Origin of the sequence: Shinella zoogloeoides, from assembly GCF_030733845.1 — a bacterium.
Classification (GTDB): Bacteria; Pseudomonadota; Alphaproteobacteria; order Rhizobiales; family Rhizobiaceae; genus Shinella; species Shinella zoogloeoides_C.
The window spans coordinates 2427292-2449167 of record NZ_CP132311.1; the positions used below are offsets into that span (position 1 = coordinate 2427292).

The 21876-nt window shown below is 66.5% G+C and carries 23 protein-coding genes; 13 read left to right on the forward strand and 10 right to left on the reverse strand.

What is annotated here, in order from left to right; translation table 11 throughout:
* Positions 1–66: 66 nt before the first annotated feature.
* Complete coding sequence (locus tag Q9316_RS13015; RefSeq protein WP_306032030.1) at positions 67–366, forward strand: type II toxin-antitoxin system RelE/ParE family toxin; 300 nt, start codon at positions 67–69, stop codon at positions 364–366.
* Position 367: 1 nt separating this feature from the next.
* Positions 368–658, forward strand: coding sequence for an addiction module antidote protein (locus Q9316_RS13020; protein WP_306032031.1), 291 nt, complete (start codon positions 368–370; stop codon positions 656–658).
* A 41-nt stretch (positions 659–699) separates the two neighbouring features.
* On the opposite strand, the gene Q9316_RS13025 is transcribed toward Q9316_RS13020, so the two are convergent.
* On the reverse strand, positions 700–2553 hold the full coding sequence (locus Q9316_RS13025) for an ABC transporter ATP-binding protein (RefSeq protein ID WP_306032032.1): 1854 nt from the start codon (positions 2551–2553) through the stop codon (positions 700–702).
* A gap of 347 nt (positions 2554–2900) precedes the next feature.
* Between Q9316_RS13025 and Q9316_RS13030 the strand changes: the two genes are divergently transcribed.
* A complete protein-coding gene (locus tag Q9316_RS13030; RefSeq protein ID WP_306032033.1) occupies positions 2901–3362 on the forward strand; it encodes a tRNA (cytidine(34)-2'-O)-methyltransferase in 462 nt (153 codons plus the stop codon).
* Positions 3363–3501: 139 nt separating this feature from the next.
* Here Q9316_RS13030 and Q9316_RS13035 read toward each other — a convergent pair whose 3' ends face one another.
* Entirely contained in the window at positions 3502–4572 is a 1071-nt protein-coding gene (locus tag Q9316_RS13035) for an MFS transporter (protein ID WP_306032034.1), read from the reverse strand.
* Positions 4569–5141 (reverse strand): NADPH-dependent FMN reductase, encoded by a 573-nt coding sequence (locus Q9316_RS13040; RefSeq protein ID WP_306032035.1) that lies wholly within the window; start codon positions 5139–5141, stop codon positions 4569–4571. Before Q9316_RS13040 ends, Q9316_RS13035 begins: the two co-directional genes overlap by 4 nt.
* A gap of 73 nt (positions 5142–5214) precedes the next feature.
* On the opposite strand from Q9316_RS13040, the gene soxR reads away from it, so the two are divergent.
* On the forward strand, positions 5215–5685 hold the full coding sequence (soxR, locus tag Q9316_RS13045) for a redox-sensitive transcriptional activator SoxR (protein ID WP_306032036.1): 471 nt from the start codon (positions 5215–5217) through the stop codon (positions 5683–5685).
* On the opposite strand, the gene Q9316_RS13050 is transcribed toward soxR, so the two are convergent.
* Positions 5682–6962 carry a hemolysin family protein gene (locus Q9316_RS13050; protein WP_306032037.1) on the reverse strand — a complete coding sequence of 427 codons (1281 nt, stop codon included), beginning with the start codon at positions 6960–6962 and terminating at the stop codon, positions 5682–5684. The two genes, soxR and Q9316_RS13050, sit on opposite strands and share 4 nt — an antisense overlap.
* Before the next feature lie 145 nt (positions 6963–7107).
* On the reverse strand, positions 7108–7365 hold the full coding sequence (locus tag Q9316_RS13055; protein WP_306032038.1) for a hypothetical protein: 258 nt from the start codon (positions 7363–7365) through the stop codon (positions 7108–7110).
* 169 nt (positions 7366–7534) lie between these two features.
* Between Q9316_RS13055 and hemF the strand changes: the two genes are divergently transcribed.
* From hemF to Q9316_RS13070, 3 genes are all read left to right on the forward strand, one after another.
* Positions 7535–8446 (forward strand): oxygen-dependent coproporphyrinogen oxidase, encoded by a 912-nt coding sequence (hemF, locus tag Q9316_RS13060; RefSeq protein WP_306032039.1) that lies wholly within the window; start codon positions 7535–7537, stop codon positions 8444–8446.
* Between the two features lie 88 nt (positions 8447–8534).
* Complete coding sequence (locus Q9316_RS13065; RefSeq protein WP_306032040.1) at positions 8535–8786, forward strand: hypothetical protein; 252 nt, start codon at positions 8535–8537, stop codon at positions 8784–8786.
* Between the two features lie 161 nt (positions 8787–8947).
* On the forward strand, positions 8948–9139 hold the full coding sequence (locus Q9316_RS13070) for a DUF1059 domain-containing protein (RefSeq protein WP_306032041.1): 192 nt from the start codon (positions 8948–8950) through the stop codon (positions 9137–9139).
* Positions 9140–9143: 4 nt separating this feature from the next.
* Here Q9316_RS13070 and Q9316_RS13075 read toward each other — a convergent pair whose 3' ends face one another.
* From Q9316_RS13075 to Q9316_RS13085, 3 genes are read right to left on the reverse strand one after another with little or no spacing between them, the layout of a single operon-like run.
* The gene (locus tag Q9316_RS13075) at positions 9144–10403 is read right to left on the reverse strand and encodes a CCA tRNA nucleotidyltransferase (protein ID WP_306032042.1); all 1260 of its coding nucleotides are present in this window, start codon (positions 10401–10403) and stop codon (positions 9144–9146) included.
* Positions 10400–11032: a CoA pyrophosphatase gene (locus Q9316_RS13080; RefSeq protein WP_306032043.1), complete on the reverse strand. Its 633-nt coding sequence runs from the start codon at positions 11030–11032 to the stop codon at positions 10400–10402. The genes Q9316_RS13075 and Q9316_RS13080 overlap by 4 nt, the downstream gene beginning before the upstream one ends.
* Positions 11029–11646 (reverse strand): DUF1285 domain-containing protein, encoded by a 618-nt coding sequence (locus tag Q9316_RS13085; RefSeq protein WP_306032044.1) that lies wholly within the window; start codon positions 11644–11646, stop codon positions 11029–11031. Before Q9316_RS13085 ends, Q9316_RS13080 begins: the two co-directional genes overlap by 4 nt.
* Before the next feature lie 175 nt (positions 11647–11821).
* Between Q9316_RS13085 and Q9316_RS13090 the strand changes: the two genes are divergently transcribed.
* The 5 genes from Q9316_RS13090 (at position 11822) to Q9316_RS13110 (ending at position 19364) form a co-directional block, all read left to right on the forward strand.
* Positions 11822–12835 (forward strand): AAA family ATPase, encoded by a 1014-nt coding sequence (locus tag Q9316_RS13090; protein ID WP_306032045.1) that lies wholly within the window; start codon positions 11822–11824, stop codon positions 12833–12835.
* Positions 12836–12848: 13 nt separating this feature from the next.
* Positions 12849–13769 (forward strand): DUF58 domain-containing protein, encoded by a 921-nt coding sequence (locus Q9316_RS13095; protein WP_306032046.1) that lies wholly within the window; start codon positions 12849–12851, stop codon positions 13767–13769.
* Entirely contained in the window at positions 13766–16576 is a 2811-nt protein-coding gene (locus tag Q9316_RS13100) for a DUF4159 domain-containing protein (protein ID WP_306032047.1), read from the forward strand. Before Q9316_RS13095 ends, Q9316_RS13100 begins: the two co-directional genes overlap by 4 nt.
* A gap of 1 nt (position 16577) precedes the next feature.
* Complete coding sequence (locus Q9316_RS13105) at positions 16578–18650, forward strand: hypothetical protein (protein ID WP_306032048.1); 2073 nt, start codon at positions 16578–16580, stop codon at positions 18648–18650.
* A 177-nt stretch (positions 18651–18827) separates the two neighbouring features.
* The gene (locus tag Q9316_RS13110) at positions 18828–19364 is read left to right on the forward strand and encodes a glyoxalase superfamily protein (RefSeq protein WP_306032049.1); all 537 of its coding nucleotides are present in this window, start codon (positions 18828–18830) and stop codon (positions 19362–19364) included.
* 163 nt (positions 19365–19527) lie between these two features.
* On the opposite strand, the gene Q9316_RS13115 is transcribed toward Q9316_RS13110, so the two are convergent.
* The gene (locus Q9316_RS13115; RefSeq protein ID WP_306032050.1) at positions 19528–20052 is read right to left on the reverse strand and encodes a GNAT family N-acetyltransferase; all 525 of its coding nucleotides are present in this window, start codon (positions 20050–20052) and stop codon (positions 19528–19530) included.
* A 279-nt stretch (positions 20053–20331) separates the two neighbouring features.
* On the opposite strand from Q9316_RS13115, the gene Q9316_RS13120 reads away from it, so the two are divergent.
* Positions 20332–21318 carry a glutathione S-transferase family protein gene (locus Q9316_RS13120; protein ID WP_306032051.1) on the forward strand — a complete coding sequence of 329 codons (987 nt, stop codon included), beginning with the start codon at positions 20332–20334 and terminating at the stop codon, positions 21316–21318.
* A 2-nt stretch (positions 21319–21320) separates the two neighbouring features.
* Here Q9316_RS13120 and Q9316_RS13125 read toward each other — a convergent pair whose 3' ends face one another.
* Positions 21321–21809 (reverse strand): NUDIX domain-containing protein, encoded by a 489-nt coding sequence (locus Q9316_RS13125; protein ID WP_306032052.1) that lies wholly within the window; start codon positions 21807–21809, stop codon positions 21321–21323.
* Positions 21810–21876: the final 67 nt, after the last annotated feature.

Genomic DNA, 21876 nt, shown 5'->3' on the forward strand with positions numbered 1-21876 from the left:
CGACGCTATTTGCCTGATGGGGACGCCTTGATTTTCCCGGCTTGTAATATTAAAGTTACAGCCTAAATGACGCTCCTGATCAAGCAGACGGACACATTTCGCAAATGGGAGGGAGCGCTAGGCGATGCCAAAGCGCGGGCGTCGATCGCCGCCCGCCTGAACCGGATCGCCTATGGCCTGCTCGGCGACGTCAAAACCGTCGGTGATGGCGTCAGTGAAATTCGTATCCATTACGGACCGGGATATCGCATCTACTTCACGCGAAGAGGCAACGAGATCATCGTACTGCTCTGTGGTGGCGACAAGACCAGCCAGAAACGGGATATCGCGGCGGCCAAGGCATTGGCAGCTAGATTGGACGACTGATATGAACGAGACCTTGCATAACTACGACCCGGCAGAGGCCCTGACCTCGGACGAGGCCGTCGATGTCTTCATGAAGGACGCTTTCGAAAGCGGCGATGCCGGGTACATTGCGCATGCCCTCGGAGTCGTCGCGCGTGCCAGAGGCATGAGCAGGATTGCCGAGGAAACGGGTCTTGCCCGCGAAGCGCTATACCGTTCGCTGACCAGCGACGGCAACCCGACCCTCAAATCCATGCTGACGGTCATGCATGCCCTGGGGCTCGAACTGACCTCAAAGCGCACAGGCACATGAGAAAACCTCCCCGCTCACCCGGCGGGGAGGTCTCGTTTTTTTCACTCCGCCGCCGCTTCCGCCTCCGCATCATCGGCGATGAAGCCGCCGGACTGGCGGGTCCAGAGGTCGGCGTAGATGCCGCCCTTGGCGACGAGTTCGCTGTGGGTGCCCATCTCGTGGATGTGGCCCTTGTCGAGCACGACGAGGCGGTCCATCTCCGTCAGCGTCGAGAGGCGATGGGCGATGGCGATCACCGTCTTGCCCTCCATCAGGGCGAAGAGGTTTTCCTGGATCGCCGCCTCGACCTCGGAGTCGAGCGCCGAGGTCGCCTCGTCCAGCACCAGGATCGGCGCGTCCTTCAGGAAGACGCGGGCGATCGCGATGCGCTGGCGCTGGCCGCCCGAGAGCTTCACGCCGCGCTCGCCGACCTGGGCATCGAGGCCGGAGCGTCCCTGCTGGTCGGCGAGGCTTTCGATGAAGTCCCAGGCATTGGCCCGCTTCGCCGCCTCGATGATCTCCGCGTCGCTCGCCTCCGGCTTGCCGTAGGCGATGTTGTCGCGGATCGAGCGGTGCAGCAGGGAGGTGTCCTGCGTGACCACGCCGATCTGCGAGCGAAGGCTGTCCTGCGTGACCGTCGCGATGTCCTTGCCGTCGATCGTGATCTTGCCGGACTCCAGGTCGTAGAAGCGCAGCAGCACGTTCATCAGCGTCGTCTTGCCGGCACCGGAACGGCCGACCAGGCCGACCTTCTCGCCGCCGGCAATGTCGAGCGACAGGTCCTCGATCACGCCCTTGTTCTTGCCGTAGTGGAAGCGGACATGATCGAAGCTGATCGCGCCCTTCGCGGTCGGCAGGGTCGGCGCTTCAGGGCCATCCTTGATGTCGTGCGGCTTGGTCATCATGCCCATGCCGTCATAGACCGTGCCGATATTCTCGAAGAGCGCGGTCACTTCCCACATCACCCACTGCGACATGCCGTTGATGCGCATGGCAAGGCCGATGGCGACGGCCACGGCGCCGACGGACACGTCGCCCGCCATCCAGAAGTAGATGCCGATACCCGCCGTGAAGAACATGGTGATGACGTTGTTGATGTCGATCGCGATGTTGAACCCGGTGATGAGCCGCATCTGCTTGTGCACGGTCACGAGGAATTCGTTCATGCCCTCGCGGGCATAGGTCTCCTCACGGCCGGCATGCGAGAACAGCTTGACGGTGGCGATGTTGGTGTAGCTGTCGACGATCCGGCCCGTCATCATCGAGCGCGCATCGGCCTGCTCGCGCGAGACCACCATCAGCTTCGGCACGAAGTAGCGCAGGATGCACAGATAGACGACGAACCACACGAGCAGCGGCACGACGAGACGCAGGTCCGCCGAGGCGATGATCGCGATCATCGAGATGAAATAGCTCACCACATAGATGAAGACGTCGATGACCTTCATCACCGTCTCGCGCACGGCAAGCGACGTCTGCATTACCTTCGTCGAGACGCGGCCGGCGAACTCGTTGGAGAAGAAGGTCATGCTCTGGCGGATCAGGTAGCGGTGCATCTGCCAGCGGGCGATCATCGGAAAATTGCCCGCGAGCGCCTGGTGCATGGTCATGGTGTGCAGCGCGCCAACGCCCGGAATGAGGACGAGCAGCAGGAGCGCCATCCAGACCAGCGTGTCGCCTTCGCGGGCGAGGAACGTGCTCGGATCACCGGCCGACAGCCAGTCGACGATGTTGCCGAGGAACTGGAACAGCACGACTTCCGCGATGCCGAGCACCATGGAGCAGAGGCCGAGCAGGGCCAGCCACGGCGCGGCGGGGCGCGTATAGTGCCACAGGAAGGCAAGAAGCCCCTTCGGCGGAAGCGAAGGTGCCTCGGAAGGATAGGGATTCAAACGTCTTTCGAACCAGCCGAACATGGCTTTCTCCGTAATATAAAGCCGGAACCGGCACGGACGGCGCAGAATGGGCGCGGTCGGGAACGGGGTTCCGATAGGATTGCCGGGCGGCGAAAAGCGTCACACGGCGAATTGAAATGAAGGCAAACAGGGAATCTGGATGGCGAAGTGCCTAGGCGAGAAGAGGCGTCATTCCAGCCGGGAGGCGTAGCCGATGCGTGGTATTCATCATGATCCTCCCTTTTCTCGCGTTGCAGATGCGCTCTGGTTACCCCGAAATGGCGCAATTTGCCAGATACTTCGTCGCAAATTCGCATCTGCGGCCAATTCTGTTGCCATGCCGCCACATCTGGACTAGGCGAACGGGCATGTCCGCGCTCCGCATCGCCCTCTACCAGCCCGATATTGCCGGCAATACCGGCACGATCCTGCGTTTCGCCGCCTGCCTCGGCCTGTCGGTCGACATCATCGAGCCCGCCGGCTTCGACCTGTCCGACCGCAGCCTGAAGCGCGCCGGCATGGACTACCTCGCCGCCGTGACGCTCACGCGACATGTGAGCTGGGAGCGATTCGAGGAATGGCGGGCGACGAGCGGGCAGCGCCTCGTGCTCGCCTCCACCAAGGCGGCCGAGCCCTACACGGATTTCGCCTACCGGCCCGACGATATCCTGCTCTTCGGCCGGGAAAGCGCCGGCGTGCCGGAGCGCGTGCACGAGACGGCGGACGGCCGCGTGCTCATTCCCATGGTCGAAGGCCAGCGTTCCATCAATGTCGCGCTCTCGGCCGCGATGATCTGCGGCGAGGCGCTGCGCCAGACGGGTTTTGCCTGATCTAGCCATTGCCCGGACCGAGCAGCCGCGCGATGAAGGCCACGACGCCGAACACCAGCACGACCGCCCCGACGATGGCGTAGGCCCCGCCGTAGCCCGATGACGCGATCAACGGCTGCGAGACGATCGGCGAGAGGAACTAGCCGGCGAAGATGGCGGACACCAGAAGGCCCGAGACACGGCCGCGCAGGGCGGGCGGGGCCAGCAGCATCGCGGCGGCCGCGAAGTTCGGCATGATGGTTCCCATGCAGACGCCCGAGACGGCCATCGCGACGAGCACGCCGGCATAGCTCTCCGCCCCCCACAGCAGCAGGAAGGACAGTCCGGCCGAGACGAAACCCAGGCCGAAGACGCCCATGATGCCGAGCAGGCGGCGGAACGGCGCGAAGGCGAGCGCGCTCAGCACGCCGACAAGCTGCCCGGCACCGATCGCCGTGCCCGCAAGGCTTGGCGCGGCAAAACCGAGATGCTCCAGATAGAACGGAAGCTGCGTCGGGATCATGTAGAAGGCGATCATGTTGACGGCGGCGGCAAGGAACAGCAGGCCGAGCAGCGCGATCTCGCGCCCGCCGAGCCGTCCCTCCCCTGCGGTCGCGGTCGCCGGCTGGACCCGGCGCGGCTCCGGCAGGAACGCCATCGCCGCCGGCAGCAGCAGGATCGCCACCGTGTAGATGAGGAACGGCCCGCGCCAGTGGACCTCCGCGAGGAACCCGCCGCCCGTCAGGAAGATCGTGCCGCCGATACCGACAAAGGCCTGCTGCAGGCCCATGTAGCGGTCGCGCGCCGGCCCCTGGAAGAAATCGCCGACGAGCGCCGTCGTCGCCGTCATGATGCCGCCGACTGCGACGCCGAGCACGGCGCGGCCGACGAGCAGGCCGGGCAGCGTGTCGAGGAAGAGGCCGGAGGCGCCGGCGACGCTGAAGAGCGCGAGCGAAACCAGGAGCAACGGCTTGCGGCCGAAGCGGTCGACGAGGAAGCCGGCCGCCGGCGAGAACATCGCGATGAACACGGCCGGCAGCGTCAGCACCAGCCGGCTGAGCAGCGCCACGTTCTCCACGTCGGCAAAGCGCACCGCGATGCCCGGCAGCGAGGCGGAGATCGTCGCGCCGGACATGATGGTGAGCGTGCTGACGAGGAGCAGCGTCGCATTGCGCCGGAACTCTTCCGGGGAGCGGGCGACCTCTGCTGTCGCGTAGTGTTCGGGCTTCATGCGGCTGCCTCGTCGTAGCGTGTTGCGATGCGCGCCGCCTTCAGCGCGTCCGCCCACCAGGTAAGGCGTTTCAGGAGAACGGCAAGCTGGCCGTTGAGCTGGCCGGGACGGAAGGGATTGCCGGCGGGGTCGAAATGCGTCCAGGCATGGGCGAGGCTCACTGTCTCCCGGATCGCCACGGCGTGCAACTCGGCGAACACCAGGCGCAACTGCTCGACGGCCCTGAGGCCGCCGGAAACGCCGCCATAGGAAACGAAGGCGATGGGCTTGGCATGCCAGGGCCGGAAGCAGCAATCGATGATCGCCTTCAGCGCGGCCGGATAGGCATGATTGTATTCCGGCGTGACGATGAGGAAGGCATCCGCCTGCGAAATCCGGCTTTCGACGAATTCCGCCGAGGCCTCGTCGAGGCCGCCGGGGGTGAAGGTCAGCTCGGCCGGATCGATGCGGATGATGTCATACTGGCCGAACCCTTTGAGTTCCGGCTCCAGCCATCCCGCGATCGTATCGGCAAAGCGCCCCTCGCGGCCGCTGCCATAGATGAGGGCGATGGTCAGTCTGTCTGTCATGCGGGTTTGCTCCATGTTGGAAAAGCAGGGAGCCGCTGGTATAGAACCTCAACCAATGTTGAGGTCAACAGTCATGACGGAAAAATGTCCAAACGACGCGATGCCCCGCGAACTCAGCGTCGGCGAGGTCGCCGAGCGCAGCGGGATCGCGGTTTCCACCTTGCACTTCTATGAGACGAAAGGGCTGATCCACAGCCAGAGGAACCGCGGCAACCAGCGGCGCTATCCGCGCAGCATCCTGCGCCGCGTCGCGGTGATCAAGGTGGCGCAGCGCACCGGCATTCCCCTTTCCGAGATCGCGGACGCGCTCTCAGTGCTGCCGCACGACCGGCCGCTGACCGTGCAGGATTGGCGCAAGCTCTCCGAAACCTGGCGTAAGCAGCTGGACGACCGCATCGCGCGGCTCACCAAGCTGCGCAACCAGCTCGACGGCTGCATCGGCTGCGGATGCCTGTCGATGCGGGAATGCCCGCTGCGCAATCCGCTCGACACACTCGCGGCGGAAGGCCCGGGCCCGAGACTGCTCGAGCCCGACCCGATTTAATCGAGCCGCGTGGCGAGCAGCTTGTCGACGCGGCGGCCATCCATGTCGACGACCTCGAAGCGCCAGCCCTGCGTTTCGGTGATCTCGCCGGTCTTCGGCAGTTTCTGGAGAGATTCGATGACGAGACCGGCGGCCGTCTGGTAGCTGCGGCGGGCCGGCAGCGACAGGCCGAGCCGGTCGGCCATCTCGTCGATGGGCATGGAGCCGGCGATGAGCCAGGAACCGTCCTCGCGCTGCACGGCGTAGTCGTCGTCGCCTTCCTCGATATCGGCGCGGAACACGCCGGCAATCGCCTCCAGCACGTCCGCCGGCGTGATGACGCCTTCGAAGTGGCCGTATTCATCATGGATCAGCAGGATCGGCACTTCGGAATTGCGCAGGGCCTCCAGCACGCGCATCGCATCCATCGTATCGGGCACGATCGGCGCCTGGCGGATGAAGGAACGGATATCGAGAGGCTGGCCGGTCAGGAGCGCGGAAAGCAGTTCGCGCTTCTGCACGATGCCGACGATGGTTTCCGGCCCGCCATCGGCGACCGGCAGGCGCGAATGCTGGCTCTCGACGAGCTGCTGGTGAATCTCCTCCACCGTATCGCCGAGGTCGATCCAGTCGACATCGTTGCGCGGCGTCATGAGGCCGCGCGCCTCGCGGTCGGAAAAGCGCATGACGCCGGCGATCATCAGTTTCTCGCCGCCCTCGATGACGCCGGCCGCCTCGGCTTCCGCGACGATCGTCTTGATCTCCTCGTCGGTGACGACGCTCTCGGACACCTGATGCTGGCCAAGCAGGCGGAAGATCAGCCGCGTCGAGGTATCGAGGATCCAGACGGCGGGCGCGCCGACCTTGGAAAGCAGCGACATGGACGGTGCGACGAGCGTGGCGAAGCGCTCGGGATTCTTCAGCGCGATCTGCTTGGGCACGAGTTCGCCCACGACCACCGAGAGGAAGGTGATGATGAAGATGACGATACCGTAGCCGAGCGGATCGGCCAGCCAGTCCGGCACGCCTTCGGCGTAGAGGATGTCACGCAGGCGCCCGCCGAGCGCGGCACCCGAGAAGGCACCGGCGAGAATGCCGATGAGCGTGATGCCGATCTGCACGGTGGAAAGGAATTTTCCGGGATTTTCCGCAAGCTTCAGCGCCGAGGCGGCGCCACGCGAGCCCTGCGCCGCCATGGTCTTGAGCCGTGGCTTGCGGGCGGAAACGATGGAAAGTTCGGAAAGGGCAAAAACCCCGTTCAAGAGAATGAGGAAGACAGCGATCGCGAGTTCGAACAAGGACTATGAGCCGTGCTTTAGAACCGCAACGGCGCCTTTCTATTGATGACGATGGCCGCAAGATAGGGGTGCGGCGGTCCGCCGTCAATCGAACTTGCCGATCACGCTATCGTCAAGCCCGGCAAAAGGCGCTGGCGATGCGGCTTCAGTCCGCGCTCGGCAGCCGGCGCATGGTGAATTCGATACGGTCGCCTTCCAGCATCCGCCAGCTTTCCACCTCCGTCCAGTAGGCGGCCTTCGGCCACAGGTCGAACCATTCGCGGGCCTTTTCCCGCGCCGCCTGCCGCTCGAGGCGGAAGGTCTCGCGCACGAAATGGCCGGCGCCGGCAGGCTTCTCGCGGCGGCGGCGCTCGATCTGGCGCCGCAGCCCTTCGAGCGGGGGCGGTCCGGGAACACGCGCCATGCAGATTTCCTCCTGGCAGCACATTCTATAGAATGAAGATAGGCCGGCCCCGCGCGTTTTGCGAGTCCTGCCTTTCCCCGCCGGGGAGCCCTTTCGGTTGCCAAACGGCGCAAAGTTGGGAAGTGTGGCCAAAATGCGATTCGGCGTCGAGCCGCCAGCGGGAAGCACCATGGAACGACCAGACCTGCCGAAAGGCCTGCCCGAAGATATCGAAGACAAGAAGAACGCCGCGCGCGCCTGGTTCGAGCAGTTGCGCGATGCGATCTGCGCGAGCTTCGAGGCGATCGAGGACGATCTGGAAGGCCCGCTCTCCGACCAGCCGCCGGGCCGTTTCGTCGGCAAGGACTGGCTGCGCGAGGACGGTGAAGGCGGCGGCGGCCGCATGTCGATGATGGAAGGCCGCGTCTTCGAGAAGGTCGGCGTGCACACGTCCACTGTCCACGGCGAGTTCTCGCCGGAATTCCGCGGCCAGATTCCCGGCGCCAGCGAAGACCCGCGCTTCTGGGCCTCCGGCATTTCGCTCATCGCCCATCCGGTGAACCCCAACGTTCCCGCCGTGCACATGAACACGCGCATGGTCGTCACCACCAGCCACTGGTTCGGCGGCGGCGCAGACCTGACGCCGGTGCTCGACCGCCGCCGCGTGATGAGCGACCCGGATACCGCCCTCTTCCACAAGGCGATGGAGATCACCTGCAGCCGCCATCCGGTTGCCGACCACGCGAAGTTCAAGCAGTGGTGCGACGAATACTTTTTCCTCAAGCACCGGGGCGAACCGCGCGGCACCGGCGGCATCTTCTACGACTGGCTGCATTCGCCGGAAGAACTAGGCGGCTGGAACGCTGACTTCGCCTTCACGCAGGATGTCGGCCGCGCCTTCGCCATGGTCTATCCCAAGATCGTGCGCTCGAACTTCAACAAGGGCTGGACAGAGGAGGACCGCGACGAACAGCTTATCCGCCGCGGCCGCTATGTCGAGTTCAACCTGCTCTACGACCGCGGCACGATCTTCGGCCTGAAGACGGGCGGCAACGTCGATTCCATTCTCTCCTCCATGCCGCCGGTGGTGCGCTGGCCCTAATACGGCAGTGGATACTAGCGCGGTTGTGATTACCTGCCGCGCGGCCTCCGTGGTAATGTGCGCCCGCACGTTTCCATGGAGGAGAGTCATGACCAATCCGGTACAAGACGCAGTGCATACGGGTCTCGACCCGCAATCCCCCGATTTTCTCGATCGTTTCGCCGAAACCATGCGCGCCGGGAGCGGCATGGACCTGCCGCATGCCTATTTCGTGGAGGAAGCCCGGCTGACGCTTTCCAGAGGCACGGTCCACCATCTCGCAGATCGCCATACCAGGCCGGAACAACTCCAGTCGTCCGCGTGCTTCGACGCCTGGGCGAAGGATGAAGACGCAGCCTGACGGCAGCCTCGGGCGGCACGATATTCCGGCCTTCGGGTGGAACCGCGAGCCGCCTTCTCCGTTCCCCAGAACGGCTTCGCAGAGCCGCAAGGCCCTCGCCCGGTTTGGTCGATCGGGCCTCGTCTGCTACACTGGTCCCGTTGAAACGACAGGAGATAGTCATGAGACTTTTTGAATGCGGTTCACTCGTCCCCGGATGCGAATGGCATACGCGGGCCAATGACGACGCCGAAGTGGTCCGCCGCGCGGTCGAGCACATGCGCACCACCCATGGCGAGACCATGATCCGGGAAAGCATGGTCGACCACATCAAGGAACGCATCGTCGACGAGAAGGCGGCCGACGCCGCCTGACGGGTCAGCCTTCCCTGGCGAGCCCCTCCAGCCGGGCAAGCAGTTTTGCCCGGCCGTCACGGAAATTGCCCGCCACCCATTCCTCCTCGATCACGCCGAGCACCGCGCCGACCTTCGGCCCGGCCGGCACGCCCGCGGCCAGCACATCCGCGCCGTTCAGCGGGAAACTCGGCTTCTGCCATTTTTCCGCGCGCGCCAGCAGGCGCTGGCACAGGCCGGCGAAGGCGAGCGCCTCGGGATCGCCGAGCCCCCGCGTCCGCGCGGCGGCAAGCGCCAGCTTGAGCCGCATCGTCAGCCCCTGCGGCCCGTTGCGATAGAGCAGCCGGTCGAACGCCGTCTCGGCGAGTTTCGGCGCGATCTCGGGCGCTGCCGCCCAATAGTCGAGAACCGCCGCTTCCGCCTTGGAAAGACGCAGGCGCTCGGCGAGCGCCTTCAGCCGGTCGCGATCCGGCGGCACCATCGCGGCAAGCCGCAACAGCGCGTCCGGCTTCCACCCGAAGGCCTTTTCCGCTTCGATCAGGCCGGGGACCGCATCGATGCCCCACTTTTCCGTTTCCGGCAGGACTTCCGTCAGCACGCCGGCCTGGCGCATCCAGAGCAGCGCGCGGCCGGGATCGGGCGCGGCGAGCAGCTTCTTCGTCTCCGACCAGACCCGCTCGGCCGAAAGTTTCTTCAGCGTATCCTTCGCCCGCGCACAGGCCTTCAGCCCCTCCGCATCCGGCCGGCCGCTGCCGTAGAGCGCGAAGAAGCGGAAGAAGCGCAGGATGCGCAGATGGTCCTCCGCGATGCGCATCGTGGCGTCGCCGATGAAGCGCACCGTGCGGCTCTCGATGTCCGGCAGGCCGTTCACGAGGTCGATGACACGGCCGTCCGCCGTCGCATAGAGGGCGTTGATGGTGAGGTCGCGCCGCTCGGCGTCCGTCTGCCAGTCCGTGCCGAAGGCGACTTCCGCATGGCGGCCGTTCGTCGCGACGTCGCGGCGCAGCGTCGTCACCTCGAAGGGCTTTCCGTCGATGACCAGTGTCACCGTGCCGTGCTCGATACCCGTCGGCACCGCCTTGATGCCGGCTGCCTTCGCCCGCTCGGCGACCGTTTCCGGCCGCAGCGTGGTCGCGATGTCGACGTCGGCAACGGGCAGGCCCATCAGGCTGTTGCGCACGGCCCCGCCGGCAACGCGCCCCTCGCCGCCGTCGCCGTTCAGCAGCGCCAGCACGCGCACGAGCGCCGGATCGGAAAACCACGCCTCGCCCGAAACAGACGTCATGCATAAAGCCTTTCATAGATCACCCGCACGATGCCGGCGGTGATGCCCCAGATGTTATGCCCCTCATAGGGCATGCGATAATAATGCCGCTCGCTGCCGAGCCAGACGCCGCTGCCCTGCTCGTGGTTGCGCGGATCCATCAGGAAGGAGAGCGGCACGTCGAAGACCCGCTCCACCTCCGTTGGGTTGGGGACCAGCTCGAAACCCGGCTGCACCACCGCCAGCACCGGCGTGATGGAAAAGCCGGAAAGCGCCTTGTAGTGCGGCAGGCGGCCGACGGGCTCGACGAAGCGCCGATCAAGGCTGATCTCCTCCTCTGCCTCGCGCATCGCCGCCGCCTCGACATCCTCGTCGTCGTCATCGACGGCCCCGCCGGGAAAGGCGACCTGGCCGGAATGCTTGCGCATCGTCGCGGTGCGCTGGGTGAAGATGACGCGCGCCTCGTCCCCATCGTCGACGACGGGGATGAGCACCGCCGCATCGCGCAGCTTCATGCCCTCGATATGGGGAATGACGGACGGGTTCAGCAGGCTGTCGCCATGCTCGCGCCAGCTCTCCTCGCCGAGCGTCAATGTCTGCGCCATCGCCCGGCGGCGAAACTCGGCGGCGCTGTGCGGCGGAAAGCTCATCGCGACAGCGCATCCAGCTCGGCCGCCGGCATGACGGGAAACACCACGCCGCCCGAGCGCACCGCGAACATCGCGACACCATCGATCTCGACGGTCTCGCCGAGCGCCACCAGATCGTACATCACCGCCCGCGAGACGAGCGCCTCCAGCCGGCCGCGCACGAGGAGATAGGGCTTCAATTCGCTGTTCTCGCCTGAAATCACGAAGCGGAGGGGATGGTCCGGCCCCGCGGCGACCACGTCGCCGACATTGGTGCGGAAGGTCAGCACCTGCTCGTCGCCCTCTCCGCTCCCGTTCATCTCCACCGCCAGGAAGGGCGCATCGACCACGCGGATCCCGACCTTCTCCACCGGCGTCACCAGATAGGTCTTCCCGTCCTCGTCCTTGCGCAGCACCGTGGAGAAAAGCCGCACCAGCGGCGCGCGACCGATCGGCGTTCCCAGGTAGAACCAGGTGCCGTCCGCGCGGATCTCCATGTCGATGTCGCCGCAGAACGGCGGGTTCCAGCGCTCGACCGGCGGCAGGCCGCGCCCGCCCGTTTCCGCGCCGGCGCGCGCGATCAGGGCGGCCAGTCCCGCCGCGTCGTTGCTTTCGCGAATTTCACCCGTTGCCATTGTTCCGTCCCGGTTCAACCCTATCTCGGCGAGAGGAAAAGGTGGATACACTCACGAGATAGTCATTTCGTGGCCGCTTGTCAGCCACGGGTGAGCTAATAAGCTTTCCATGTAGGACGCGAACGCGGCAAGGCCACGATTCGCCACGCATTGTAAACCGGCACTGGAGACGACCATGGGCGTTCAGAATTCCCCCGAGGCAGGCCTGGACGAAAAAGCGGTGATCGCGGCTGCCGAGCGGGCGCTCTCCGACATCGCCGTCATCCGCAAGGAAGTCGCCAAGGTCATCTTCGGCCAGGAAAGCGTGGTCGAGCAGACCATGCTGGCCGTGCTCTCCGGCGGCCATGCGCTGCTCGTCGGCGTGCCGGGCCTTGCCAAGACCAAGCTGGTCGCAACGCTCGGCACCGTGCTCGGGCTTTCCTCCAGCCGCATCCAGTTCACGCCCGATCTCATGCCTTCCGATATCCTCGGCTCGGAGGTGATGGACCAGGACGAGAACGGCAAGCGCTCCTTCCGCTTCGTGCCCGGTCCGATCTTCACGCAGCTCCTGATGGCCGACGAGATCAACCGCGCCTCGCCGCGCACCCAGTCGGCGCTCCTGCAGGCCATGCAGGAATACCATGTGACGGTCGCCGGCCGGCCGAACGATCTGCCGAAGCCGTTCCACGTGCTCGCCACCCAGAACCCGCTGGAACAGGAAGGCACCTACCCGCTTCCCGAGGCCCAGCTCGACCGTTTCCTTTTGCAGGTCGACGTCGATTATCCGGAGCTCGCCGCCGAGCGGCAGATCCTGCTGGAGACGACGGGCGTCAGCGAAGCCCATGCCGGCGCCGCGATCTCCGCTGACCGCCTCATCGAGATCCAGACCCTCATCCGCCAGATGCCGGTCAGCGAGAAGGTGCTCGACGCGATCCTCTCGCTGGTGCGCTCCGCCCGTCCCGGCAACGGCGTCGCCTCCACCGACAAGCACGTCGCCTGGGGCCCCGGCCCGCGCGCCGGCCAGGCGATGATGCTGTGCGCCCGCGCCCGCGCGCTCTACGAAGGGCGCCTGGCGCCCTCCGTCGACGACGTGCTGGCGCTTGCCGAACCCATCCTCCAGCATCGCATGGCGCTGACCTTCGGCGCCCGCGCCGAGGGCATGTCGGTGCGTGACGTCATCGCCGATCTCGTCCGGCAGGCGGGCGGCTGAGCGGGGAAAGCGCATGGCGTCGATAGGCCAGACCGTTCAGCCGACACCGACCCGCGAGGTGCTCTCGCGGGCGCAGGCCCGGGCTGCCCTCATTCCCGATTGCATGGTGGAGGCGCAGCGCCTCGCCAACACGGTGATCTCCGGCTGGCACGGCCGCCGCAAACGCGGCATCGGCGAGAATTTCTGGCAGTTCCGGCCCTATGTCGATGGCGAGAGCCTGTCGCGCATCGACTGGCGGCGCTCGGCCCGCGACGACCATACCTATGTGCGCGACCGCGAATGGGAAGCCGCCCACACCGTCTGGATCTGGGCAGACCTGTCGCCCTCGATGATGTACAAATCCACCTTCGGCGCCGTCTCGAAGGAGAGCCGCGCGCTCGTTCTCATGCTGGCGCTCGCCGAAATCCTGGCCCGTTCCGGCGAACGCATCGGCTGCCCCGGCGTCATGGAGCCGATCGCCGCGCGCAACGCCGCCGAACGCCTCGCCACCGCCCTCATGCACAACGGCACGACCGGCGGCCTGCCGGACACGAGCATGATCCGCGGCAACAGCGATATCGTGCTGATCGGCGATTTCCTCGATCCCGTCGAAGACGTGATGGACCGCCTCGGTCCCCTTGCCCGCCGCGGCCTTCGCGGCCATGTGGTCGAGATCGCCGACCCGGCGGAAGAGCTGTTCCCCTATGTCGGCCGCACCGAGTTCACCGATCCCGAAAGCGGCCGGAAGCTCACCGCCGGCCGCGCCGAGACGCTGAAGGACGATTACGCCCGCGCCTACATCGCGCGCCGCGACACGCTCGCCGATAGCCTGCGCCACCTCGGCTGGAGCTTCGTTTCCCATCGCACCGACCGGCTCGCCTCCGAGGCGCTGGTGTCCGTGCACGCCTATCTCTCCGGCATGCCAGCCCTGAAGATGGAGGGCCGAAGCCGATGAGCGCGTTCGCCTTCGCCTTTCCCGCCGTGCTGACGGCGCTGGTGCTGCTGCCGGTCATCTGGTGGCTGCTGCGCCTGACGCCGCCCAAGCCGCTCGCCGAAGTCTTTCCGCCCTTCGCCATCCTCGCCTCGATCATGAAGCGCGAGGAAACGCCGGCGCAGAGCCCCTGGTGGCTGACGCTGCTGCGCATGCTGATGGCCGCCGCCGTCATCTTCGCCATCGCCGATCCGGTCTTCAATCCGCGCACCAACACGCTGGCGAGCAGCGGCCCGCTGGCGCTCGTCCTCGACAACAGCTGGGCGTCGGCCACCGATTGGCAGCAGCGCGTCGACACCGCCTCCGCCTTGATCGACGACGCCGAGAGCCGCGACCTGCCGATCGCGCTGGTGCTGACGGCGGACCGCCAGCACGACGCCGTGCCGGTCGATGCCGCGACGGCGCGCAACCGCCTCGCCGCCGCCGAACCGCGCCCGCTGCCGGCCGATCGCGCGGCGGCCGTCGCGTCGCTGCGCACCGCGCTCGACGGCACTCCGCCCGGCACCGTCGCCTTCCTCAGCGACGGCATGGCAAGCGGCGAGACCGACGAGACGGTTTCCGCCCTCCAGGCTCTCGGCCCCGCCGAATTCCGTCTGATCGAAGGCGATGGCGCTTCCGCCGTCGCCGTGACCTCCGCCACCAACGGCGCCGACGCGCTCTCCGTCACGCTCACCCGCCTCGATGGCGGCGCGGCGCGCGGCCTGCCGCTGACGGCGCACGATTCGCGCGGCCGGCCGATCGCCGCCGGCACCGCCGATTTCGCGGCCGGGGCGACCTCGACGACGGGGACGATCACCGCCCCCTTCGAGTTGCGCAACGATTTCGCCCGTATCACCGTGGACGGCCTTGCCAATGCCGGCGGCACCTATCTGCTCGACGACGGTTTCCGCCGCCGTCGCGTTGCCTTCCTCTCCGGCGAGGTGGTCGATGCCAGCCAGCCGCTGCTTTCGCCGCTGCATTATATCAACCGCGCGCTCGCGCCCTATGCCGACCTGATCGAGCCGAGCGTCGCCGACCTCTCGGTCGCCATCCCCGAACTGCTCGAACAGAACCCGTCCGTGCTGATCATGGCCGATATCGGCCGCTTGCCGGAAGATGTGCAAAGCGAGGTGCGGCGCTGGATCGAGGCGGGCGGCATGCTGATCCGCTTCGCCGGGCCGCGCCTTGCCGCCGCGCCCGCCGACGATCCGCTCGTGCCGGTCATGCTGCGCAAGGGCGAGCGCGCGCTCGGCGGCGCGCTGTCCTGGTCCGAGCCGCAGCCGCTCTCGGCCTACCAGGCGGGCAGCCCCTTCTTCGGCATGCGCGCGCCGGAAAACATCCTGATCAAGCGCCAGGTGCTGGCCGAACCGACGCCGGACCTTGCCGAACGCACCTGGGCAAGCCTTGCCGACGGCACGCCGCTGGTCACGACCGGCCCGCTCGGCTCCGGCCGCATCGTGCTCTTCCACATCAGCGCGGAAACCGGCTGGTCCAACCTGCCGCTGTCGGGCGATTTCGTGGAAATGCTCCGCCGCACCGTGCAGCTTTCGCGCGGCGGCGGCGTCTCCACCAGCGACGGCGAGCAGAGCCAGGGCCTGCCGCCCTACCGCCTGATGACCGCCAACGGCACGCTGGCCGCCGCGACCGGCGAGGCAAAACCGCTTGCCGCCGCCGACGGCGCAAGGAAGGTCGCAAGCTTCGATAACCCGCCCGGCCTCTACGGCACGGAGGACGGCTATGTCGCGCACAACCTCTTCCCGCCGGGCCACGAAATCCGCCCGCTCGCCGTCATGGACGGCGCGTCCGCCCTGCGCGAGCCGCTGGCCGGCAAGGAGACCTGGTCGCTGAAGCCGCATCTCTTAACCCTCGCCGCGCTCCTGCTGCTCGCCGACTGCGCCATCGTGCTCTTCATGGGCGGCGCCTTCGCCGCCGCCGCGCGGCGCGTGCCGAAGCGGAGCGCTACCGCCGCCGTGCTGCTGGCGCTGCTTGCCGGCGCGCTCGTGGCTATGCCGCCGGAAAGCCGGGCGGCCGATGAAAAGCCCGGCGACGAAACGATCCTGTCGCGGCTCGACACGACGCATCTCGCCTATGTCGTGACCGGCGAAAGCGAAGTGGACCGCATTTCCGAACGCGGCCTTGCCGGCCTCACGGATTTCCTGACCTATCGCACGACGCTGGAGCCCGGCGAACCGGTCGGCATCGATATTTCCAGGGACGAGCTTGCGCTCTATCCGATCATCTACTGGCCGGTGAGCGCCACGGCGGAGATGCCGTCGAGCGCCGCGATCAGCCGCATCGACGCCTATATGCGCAGCGGCGGCACCGTGCTGTTCGACACGCGCGACCAGTTCGTCTCGCTCGACGGCAATGCGACGAGCCCGAACACCGAGCGCCTGCAGGCGATCCTCGCCAATCTCGACATTCCGCCGCTGGAGCCGGTGCCGGCCGACCATGTCCTGACCAAGGCCTTCTACCTGCTCGCCAATTTCCCCGGTCGCTATGCCGGAAGCCCGCTCTGGGTGGAAGCCGAGCTCGACCGCACCGAGGATCCCTCGCGCCCGGCCCGCGCCGGCGACGGCGTCTCGCCGATCATGATCACCGGCAACGACTTTGCCGGCGCCTGGGCGGTGGACGCCAACGGCATGGCGCTCCTGCCCACCGTGCCGCCGGACGAGGTGCAGCGCGACCACGCCTTCCGCTCCGGCGTCAACATCATGATGTACATGCTCACCGGCAACTACAAGGCGGACCAGGTGCATGTGCCCGCCCTCCTCGAACGGCTGGGGCAGTGACATGACGCTTCAATTCTCCCCCTTCCTGCCGTGGATCGCCATCGCCGTCATCGGCCTTGCCGGGCTTGCGCTTGCCGCCCTCGGCTTCTGGCGGGGCCTGCGCGGCTCCGTCATCCGCGCGCTGGCGCTCGCCCTGCTGGTGTTCGCCCTCGCCAATCCGGTCTTCCTTCAGGAGGACCGCGAGGCGCTGTCGACCGTCGTGCCCGTCATCGTCGACCGCAGCCAGAGCCAGGACAACGAGGAGCGCACGGCGCAGACCAATGCCGCGCTGGAAGGCCTCAAGGAACGGTTCGCGCGCTATCCGCGCATCGAGCCGCGCATCGTGGAGGCCGGTGACGACGGCACCTCCGACACGCCGTCCACCCGGCTTTTCGACGCCCTGAATTCCGCGATCGCCGACGTGCCGCGCTCGCGCGTCGGCGGCGCGATCCTGATCACCGACGGCCAGGTGCACGACATCCCGGAAGCCTCCGCCTTTTCAAGCTTCGACGCCCCGGTGCATGCCCTCGTCACCGGCCGGCCGGACGAATTCGACCGCCGCATCGAGGTCGTCAGCGCGCCGCGCTTCGGCATCGTCGGCGAACCGCAGGAGCTGAAATTCCGCGTGGTGGACGACGGCACCGGCCCGGACGAGCCCGCCCGCGTGACCATCCGCCTCAACGGCAACGAGATCGCCTCGGAGATCGCCCAGCCCGGCACCGAGCAGCCGCTGCGCTTCACCGTGCCGCGCGGCGGCAACAACATCCTGGAATTCGAGGTCGCGCCGGTCGAGGGCGAGATCACCACGGCGAACAACCGCGCCGTCCACGTCATCGAGGGCATCCGCGAGAACCTGCGCGTGCTGCTCGTCTCGGGCGAGCCGCATGCCGGCGAGCGGGCCTGGCGCAACCTTCTAAAGTCCGACACGGCCATCGACCTCGTGCACTTCACCATCCTGCGCCCGCCGGAAAAGCAGGATGGCACGCCGATCAACGAACTGTCGCTGATCGCCTTCCCGACACGCGAGCTTTTCGTCGACAAGATCAACGAGTTCGACCTCATCATCTTCGACCGCTACCAGCACCGCGGCGTGCTGCCGATCCTCTACTACGACAATATCGCGCAATATGTGGAGAACGGCGGCGCGCTGCTGATCGCGGCGGGGCCTGAGCATGCGGGCAACGATTCCATCGCCAGCACGCCGCTCTCCGTCGTGCTGCCGGCAACGCCCACCGGCGCCATGAACGAGGCCCCCTTCTATCCCCGCCTTTCCGAGCAGGGCCGTAAGCACCCCGTCACACGCGGCCTCGAAGGCGCGGGCGAGGAGCCGCCGCATTGGGGTCGCTGGTTCCGCACCGTGGACGTGCAGCGTCCGCAGGGCAATGTCGTGATGGAGGCCAATGACGGCAAGCCGCTGCTCGTGCTGAACCGCGCCGGCAAGGGGCGTGTCGCCATGCTGCTCTCCGACCAGGGCTGGCTCTGGGCGCGCGGTTTCGAGGGCGGCGGCCCGCATGTCTCGCTCTACCGGCGCACCGCGCACTGGCTGATGCAGGAGCCCGCACTTGAAGAAGAAGCGCTGACCGCCCGCACCTTCGGCCGCACGCTGCAGATCAACCGCCAGACGATCGGCGACGCACCGGGCGAAGCGACGCTGAAGCTGCCGTCCGGCGAGACGCGGCAGGTGGCGCTGAGCGAAGCCGAACCCGGCCTCTATCGCGCCGAGGTGCAGACCACGGAGACCGGCCTCTACGAGATCACCAACGACGATCTCAGCGCCCTCGTCCATGTAGGCGCGGTCGATGCGCCGGAATTCAAGGCAACGATCTCGACCACAGAGACGCTGGAGCCGCTTGCGGACGCCACGAAGGGTACCGTCCGCCGGCTGGTCGCCGAGAGCGGCGAGGCCATCTCCCTGCCCCCACTGCTGCCGGTCTCCGGCCAGGTGCGCACGGTGGATGAAAACCGCCTGTCGCTACGCATGACGGACGAGACCGTGCTGAAGGGCATCAACTCGCTGCCGCTCTTTGCCGGCTTTGCCGGTGTCGGCCTGCTGCTGCTCGCCTTCTCGGCCATGTGGTATCGCGAAGGGCGTTGACCTTTCTTCAGCGATTCGGCTAATCTTTCCGCACGGCCGGAGGCGGCCGGCAGACCCGCGCCTTTCCAAGGCATGGCGAACGCCTCCAGAACAACCTTTCTCCACCGTTCATCGTTGGGCGAAGGCGTCGGCAATGCGGGCACTGACGGGGACTTCGCCGGAACGAAAGGAACGGACATGCGCGATTTTCGCGATGCCAAGGCCATGGCGAAAGCCATGCGGGAAACGCTGGCCACCCGCAACATCGACCTCTCCCACAGTGAAGCGCTCGAAATCGTCGCCCGCCAGTTCGGCGTGGAGACATGGAACATCCTCTCGGCAAAGATCGAGGAGAAGCCGCCGGAAACTGGCATCGCCTTCGAGCAGGCGGTACCCATCGTGCGCATCTTCGACGTGGCGAAGGCGCACGAATTCTACCTCGGCTTCCTCGGCTTCTCGGTCGATTGGGAGCACCGCTACGGCGACAATTTCCCGCTCTACACGCAGGTCTCGCGCGGCGGGCTGCGCCTGCATCTTTCCGAACATGCGGGCGACGCCACGCCCGGCGGCTGCTCGGTCGTCTACATGAAGGGCATCCGTGCTTTCCAGAAGGAACTGATCGGCAAGAACTACCGCTACATGAAGCCGGGGCTGGAAGATGAAGGCTCGCGGCTGGAAGTGGAGGTAATCGATCCCTTCCAGAACCGCCTTCGCTTCATGGAATTGAAGGACTGAAGCGCTGCCCCTCATCCGGCCTGCCGGCCACCTTCTCCCCGCAAGCGGGGAGAAGGAGATATGCCGCACCGGCTTCCTCATTCCTCGACGCTGCGTGAGGCACGTTCCCTCTCCCGCTTGCGGGGAGAGGGTTAGGGTGAGGGGCAAATTCAACAGGGAAACGTTACCGCTCTTCCGACCCGCCATCCCGCCAGGCGATGACGCCCTTCAGCCGTTCGTGCGTGTCTTCAGCAAAAGGCATGACCAGCACGCGGGCCGGATCGACCGGTCCGGGGAAGGCAAGCGCGTTCCACGCCACCTTCTCGAAACCGAGCGGCGCGTAATAGGGCGGGTCGCCGACGAGCACGACGGCCTCGGAGCCCTTGCGCTTGGCGGCCGCGCAGGCGATGCGCAACAGTTCCCGGCCGATGCCCCGGTTCTTGTGCGAGGGCCGCACGGCGAGCGGGCCGAGAAGATGCGCCTTCACGCCGCCGGCCATGACGGGCGTCATGCGCACCGAGGCGATCGTCTCGCCGTCATCCGTGCAGACGAAGGACAGCGACAGGTCGTGCGGCCCCTGCTCGCGGATACGGGCGGCCGCGCGAACGTGCCGGCCGGGGCCGAAGGCTTCTTCGTTGATGTGTTCGATGGCGGCGTCGTGGGAGGCATCTTCCGTCAGGTAGACGATGTCGTGCTTGAGCATGTTCATGAATCAGGGAACCGGATACGAGCTATGGATGCGGGTTATCGCGCCGCCGAGGGGGCGCAGCATGAGCATCAGCGTCGTCGTGGGTTTCCCGTATGGAACATGGTCGGTCGTCTTCCTGGCCGGCAGAAGCGCCGGTGCTGATCTGCGCGGATAGCAGAAATTTTCCTTCTGTCAAAGAGCAAAACGCACTGTTCACCAAAAAGCGCCTATCAAGCCCCCGCCCATGCGCTATCTATGACCGCAGGTCAAGGCCGTGGACGGCGGCGAAAGGAGACAATCATGGGCATGCTCGTTGATGGCGTCTGGCACGACGTCTGGTACGATACGAAAGCGACGAAGGGCCATTTCAAGCGCGCGGCCTCGCAGTTCCGCAACTGGATCACCCCGGACGGCACCCCCGGCCCGACCGGCGAAGGCGGCTTTGCCGCGGAGGCCGGCCGCTACCACCTCTACGTCTCCTACGCCTGTCCCTGGGCGCACCGCACGCTGATCTTCCGCAAGCTGAAGAAGCTGGAAGACCTCATCACCGTCTCGGTGGTCGATCCGCTGATGCTGTCGAAGGGCTGGGAGTTCAAGGGCGAGAACGGCGGCACGCTCGATCCGCTGTTCGGTGCCGCCGCGCTCTATGAGGTCTACCTGAAGGCCGATCCGCATTATTCCGGCCGCGTCACCGTTCCGGTGCTGTGGGATAAGAAGCAGAACCGTATGGTCTCGAACGAATCGGCCGAGATCATCCGCATGTTCAACACCGCCTTCGACGACCTCACCGGTTCGCGCGACGATTTCTACCCGGAAATCCTGCGCGCCGAGATCGACGCGCTGAACGACAGCATCTACGACACCGTCAACAACGGCGTCTACAAGGCCGGTTTCGCGACGACGCAGGACGCTTACGAGGGCAGCGTCACGAAGCTGTTCGAGATGCTGGACAGCCTGGAAGAGCGGCTTGCGGCGAAGCGCTATCTTACGGGAGACCGCATCACCGAGGCCGACTGGCGCCTCTTCACGACGCTGGTGCGCTTCGATCCCGTCTATGTCGGCCACTTCAAATGCAACATCCGCCGCATCGCCGACTACCCGAACCTCTACGGCTACCTGCGCGAGCTCTACCAGATACCGGGCATCGCCGGGACGGTGAACATGCGCCACATCAAGGAGCACTATTACCGCAGCCACGTCACGATCAACCCGACGGGCATCGTGCCGGTCGGCCCTGAGATCGATCTTGCCGCCCCGCACGGCCGGGAGCGTTTGAAGGCCGCCTGATCCTACCAGAAATCCGCGAAGGCCGACCGGCCGGCAAGTTCCTCCAGCCGTCGGTGGGTCGCGGCGGTCGTCGCGACAGGCAGGGCGTCGAGTGCGAAGAAACCCGCCTCGACGATTTCCCGGTCCTTGAGGCGCGGCGCCGTCTGCGTGACCGCGTCACAGCGGTAGAGCAGCACATGGTCGCGCCTGCTGGTCTGCCGGTTGAAATAGATATGGATGAGCCGCGGCGGCGCGCCGATGGCAAGGTTGCCTTCCTCGCGCATCTCCTTGGCAAGCGCCTCCAGCGCCGTCTCGCCGCGCTCGACGCCGCCGCCCGGCAGATGCCAGCCCGGCACGTAGCTGTGGCGCACGAGGAAGATGCGGCCGGCCTCGTCGAAACAGGCGGCCCGCACGCCCATCGTCATGCCGCGCGACAGCGCGAAATAGCCGTGCAGCATCCGCGTTGCGAACCGCACCAGCGGGCTTTTCTTCGGCGGGGCGTCGCTCGGCATGTTCTCATCCATCGCTGCACTTCGCCGGAACCTTTCGGCCAAATCAAGGCTTGGTGCCGCAAACAAC

Coding starts and splice junctions, on each gene's coding strand:
- Q9316_RS13020 (WP_306032031.1), top strand. CDS start 368: ATGAACGAGACCTTGCATAACTACGACCCGGCAGAGGCCCTGACCTCG.
- Q9316_RS13075 (WP_306032042.1), bottom strand. CDS start 10,403: ATGACGTCTGTTTCGGGCGAGGCGTGGTTTTCCGATCCGGCGCTCGTG.
- Q9316_RS13030 (WP_306032033.1), top strand. CDS start 2,901: ATGTCCGCGCTCCGCATCGCCCTCTACCAGCCCGATATTGCCGGCAAT.
- Q9316_RS13040 (WP_306032035.1), bottom strand. CDS start 5,141: ATGACAGACAGACTGACCATCGCCCTCATCTATGGCAGCGGCCGCGAG.
- soxR (WP_306032036.1), top strand. CDS start 5,215: ATGACGGAAAAATGTCCAAACGACGCGATGCCCCGCGAACTCAGCGTC.
- Q9316_RS13095 (WP_306032046.1), top strand. CDS start 12,849: ATGGCGTCGATAGGCCAGACCGTTCAGCCGACACCGACCCGCGAGGTG.
- Q9316_RS13125 (WP_306032052.1), bottom strand. CDS start 21,809: ATGCCGAGCGACGCCCCGCCGAAGAAAAGCCCGCTGGTGCGGTTCGCA.
- Q9316_RS13120 (WP_306032051.1), top strand. CDS start 20,332: ATGGGCATGCTCGTTGATGGCGTCTGGCACGACGTCTGGTACGATACG.
- Q9316_RS13115 (WP_306032050.1), bottom strand. CDS start 20,052: ATGAACATGCTCAAGCACGACATCGTCTACCTGACGGAAGATGCCTCC.
- hemF (WP_306032039.1), top strand. CDS start 7,535: ATGGAACGACCAGACCTGCCGAAAGGCCTGCCCGAAGATATCGAAGAC.
- Q9316_RS13090 (WP_306032045.1), top strand. CDS start 11,822: ATGGGCGTTCAGAATTCCCCCGAGGCAGGCCTGGACGAAAAAGCGGTG.
- Q9316_RS13055 (WP_306032038.1), bottom strand. CDS start 7,365: ATGGCGCGTGTTCCCGGACCGCCCCCGCTCGAAGGGCTGCGGCGCCAG.
- Q9316_RS13025 (WP_306032032.1), bottom strand. CDS start 2,553: ATGTTCGGCTGGTTCGAAAGACGTTTGAATCCCTATCCTTCCGAGGCA.
- Q9316_RS13110 (WP_306032049.1), top strand. CDS start 18,828: ATGCGCGATTTTCGCGATGCCAAGGCCATGGCGAAAGCCATGCGGGAA.
- Q9316_RS13015 (WP_306032030.1), top strand. CDS start 67: ATGACGCTCCTGATCAAGCAGACGGACACATTTCGCAAATGGGAGGGA.
- Q9316_RS13105 (WP_306032048.1), top strand. CDS start 16,578: ATGACGCTTCAATTCTCCCCCTTCCTGCCGTGGATCGCCATCGCCGTC.
- Q9316_RS13085 (WP_306032044.1), bottom strand. CDS start 11,646: ATGGCAACGGGTGAAATTCGCGAAAGCAACGACGCGGCGGGACTGGCC.
- Q9316_RS13070 (WP_306032041.1), top strand. CDS start 8,948: ATGAGACTTTTTGAATGCGGTTCACTCGTCCCCGGATGCGAATGGCAT.
- Q9316_RS13080 (WP_306032043.1), bottom strand. CDS start 11,032: ATGAGCTTTCCGCCGCACAGCGCCGCCGAGTTTCGCCGCCGGGCGATG.
- Q9316_RS13065 (WP_306032040.1), top strand. CDS start 8,535: ATGACCAATCCGGTACAAGACGCAGTGCATACGGGTCTCGACCCGCAA.
- Q9316_RS13100 (WP_306032047.1), top strand. CDS start 13,766: ATGAGCGCGTTCGCCTTCGCCTTTCCCGCCGTGCTGACGGCGCTGGTG.
- Q9316_RS13035 (WP_306032034.1), bottom strand. CDS start 4,572: ATGAAGCCCGAACACTACGCGACAGCAGAGGTCGCCCGCTCCCCGGAA.